Source organism: Mesorhizobium sp. M7A.F.Ca.CA.004.06.1.1 (assembly GCF_003999135.1).
In the GTDB taxonomy this organism is placed as follows: Bacteria; Pseudomonadota; Alphaproteobacteria; order Rhizobiales; family Rhizobiaceae; genus Mesorhizobium.
This window is the reverse complement of the sequence record NZ_RZPQ01000894.1, coordinates 1-2,167: the sequence shown is the minus strand read 5'-3', so window position 1 is coordinate 2,167 and position 2,167 is coordinate 1. Positions and strand designations below refer to the sequence as shown.

The window sequence follows — 2,167 nt, the reverse complement described above, 5'->3', positions numbered from 1 at the left end:
ATCCCGCACTGCGTTTTGCCATTTTTGTATGTCCGTTTGCGAAGCTGGCAGCCTGCCGATGGTCCTTGAATCGTTGACGCGAACCTTGCACCAGGGGATTGCGACGCTATGTCAGGCGCGGCTGCATTGCACCTCACCCGCGAGTCCGGCAATCTGATACCATCGCCTATTTGGCGGCTCGAAGGCTAGGTGACGATGCAACTCGGTCTTATTGGCTACTACAGCGACTTCGTCGTGTATCCGCTGGTAATCGCCGTGCTGGCAGTGGCTGGGCTGCTCGAGGCCGGCGAAGAGGGTGCGCCGGGCTGGATAGGCACGGTCCTCGCCTGTCTCGGCCTCTGGACGCTGATCGAGTATGTGCTGCACAGGTTCGTTCTTCACCACATTCCCTACATCAAGGACCTGCACGACCGTCACCATGTCGAGGAGCGCAGTTCGGTGGGCACGCCGACCTGGCTCAGCCTCGGGGTGCATGCGCTGGTCGCGTTCCTGCCGGTATGGATGATCTCGGATTTAGCAACCGCGAGCGCGGTAAGCTGCGGGTTGATGCTGGGGTACCTCTGGTACATCAGCATCCACCACATGATCCATCACTGGCATCCCGCGCATCCGAGCTATCTCTACACGCTCAAGCGTCGCCACGCGGTCCATCACCACATCGACGAAGCGGCCAATTTCGGTGTGACGTCGGCGTTCTGGGATCGCGTTTTCGGGACGGCGCGGCTCTGAAGCCAGTTCAGCCTCGGCCGTTCAACGCCTCTTGCCGCGACCGCCGGGAGACTTGGCTCCGCGGGGTCCGCTCTGAGCCGGCGTGTTGTTCTGGTTTTCGTCGGACAGTTTTCGCCAGCGGGCAAGGCGCTCCGGATCGAGCGTTCCGGCCTTCAAGGCAGCCTGCACAGCGCAGCCCGGCTCATGCACATGCGTGCAGTCGCGGAACTTGCACAGTGGCGCGAGTTCGGTGATTTCGGCAAACAGCGTGTCGATGCCGGAGGCGACGTCACTGACCTGCAAAGTCCGCATGCCCGGCGTATCGATCACCCAGCCGCCGCCGGCAATGGCGTGCAGCGATCGCGACGTGGTGGTGTGGCGTCCCTTGGCATCGTGCTCGCGAATGCCTCCGGTCTGCTGCGGCGATTGCTGCCCCGATCCGGCCAGCGTGTTGACCAGCGTCGATTTGCCGACGCCGGAGGAGCCGATCAGCGCCACCGTCTGGCCGACACCGCACCAGGCAGCCAGGATGGTTGCCGCATCCGATGTCCGGGGGTTCAGCGTCACGACCGGCAATCCACGCTGCAACGCGGCAGCCTGCCTTGCATATGTCTCGGCGTCTTCAGCGGTATCGGCCTTGGTCAGCAGGATCACAGGCGTCGTTCCGGCCTCATTGGCGAGCGCCAGATAACGCTCGAGCCGGGCGGGATTGAAGTCGGCATTGCACGAGGTGACGATGAACAGCGTGTCGACATTGGCCGCGGCAAGCTGCGGCACCCTGCCGCCCTGGGTGCGGCGCTCCAGCACCGTCTTGCGGACCAGGCGGCGCTGCACAAGGTGTTCATGCCCATCGACCAGTACCCAGTCGCCGACCGCATAGTCACCGGTGTTCGCCTGCGCCGGCAGTGTCAGATCGACCGGCCCTGCCTGGGACAGGCCGGTCAGGCGATCGCGGTGGACGGTGGCGATCCGCGTCGGGATAAGATCGGCGTCGCCGGGTTCGAGCTGGTCGCCAAAAAAATCCGTCCAGCCCAGGCCGGCAAGCGATGGCATGGAGTGGTCCGTCACGGCTTTGACCACGGCGTCGCGGACATTGGAGAGTATCCCTGGCAGGTGAGGCGCGGACGGGGTGGGCGATTGCCCAGCTGTATGGGCGGCATGGCGGCATTTGGCAAGCAGGCCCGGAGCCGAGAGCGAGCGGCAAGCTTCTGCGGCCCTCGATCGTCGAACTGACGATCAAGTCGACGAAACAGCGCTATCCGAAAGCGTTTGGCGGGAAAAAACGGCGGCGAGCCGCCTCAGCTTTGAAACGTTAACGAATAATTTGACGCATGCAATATTTCTGGGTTCTATTGGTAACTGTGAAAATTGACTGAATAAGTTCCATCCAGGATTGTCGCATCCGGTCAACGGCCGCATGACTGGGGGCGGGCCGATCATGGCAGGGGATCAGGAATAT

2 protein-coding genes are annotated in these 2,167 nt (G+C 62.8%); one reads left to right on the top strand and one right to left on the bottom strand.

The features are described 5' to 3' along the window. Positions 1–195: 195 nt before the first annotated feature. Positions 196–729: a sterol desaturase family protein gene (locus EN906_RS31815; RefSeq protein ID WP_127266577.1), complete on the top strand. Its 534-nt coding sequence runs from the start codon at positions 196–198 to the stop codon at positions 727–729. Between the two features lie 21 nt (positions 730–750). Here the strand turns inward: EN906_RS31815 and rsgA are convergent, their stop codons facing one another. Beyond that, positions 751–1,761: a ribosome small subunit-dependent GTPase A gene (gene rsgA, locus EN906_RS31810; RefSeq protein ID WP_164748644.1), complete on the bottom strand. Its 1,011-nt coding sequence runs from the start codon at positions 1,759–1,761 to the stop codon at positions 751–753. Positions 1,762–2,167 lie beyond the last annotated feature (406 nt).

Excerpts from the sequence above, each read along its gene's own strand:
- EN906_RS31815 (WP_127266577.1), top strand. The coding sequence starts at position 196 with ATGCAACTCGGTCTTATTGGCTACTACAGCGACTTCGTCGTGTATCCG.
- rsgA (WP_164748644.1), bottom strand. The coding sequence starts at position 1,761 with ATGCCATCGCTTGCCGGCCTGGGCTGGACGGATTTTTTTGGCGACCAG.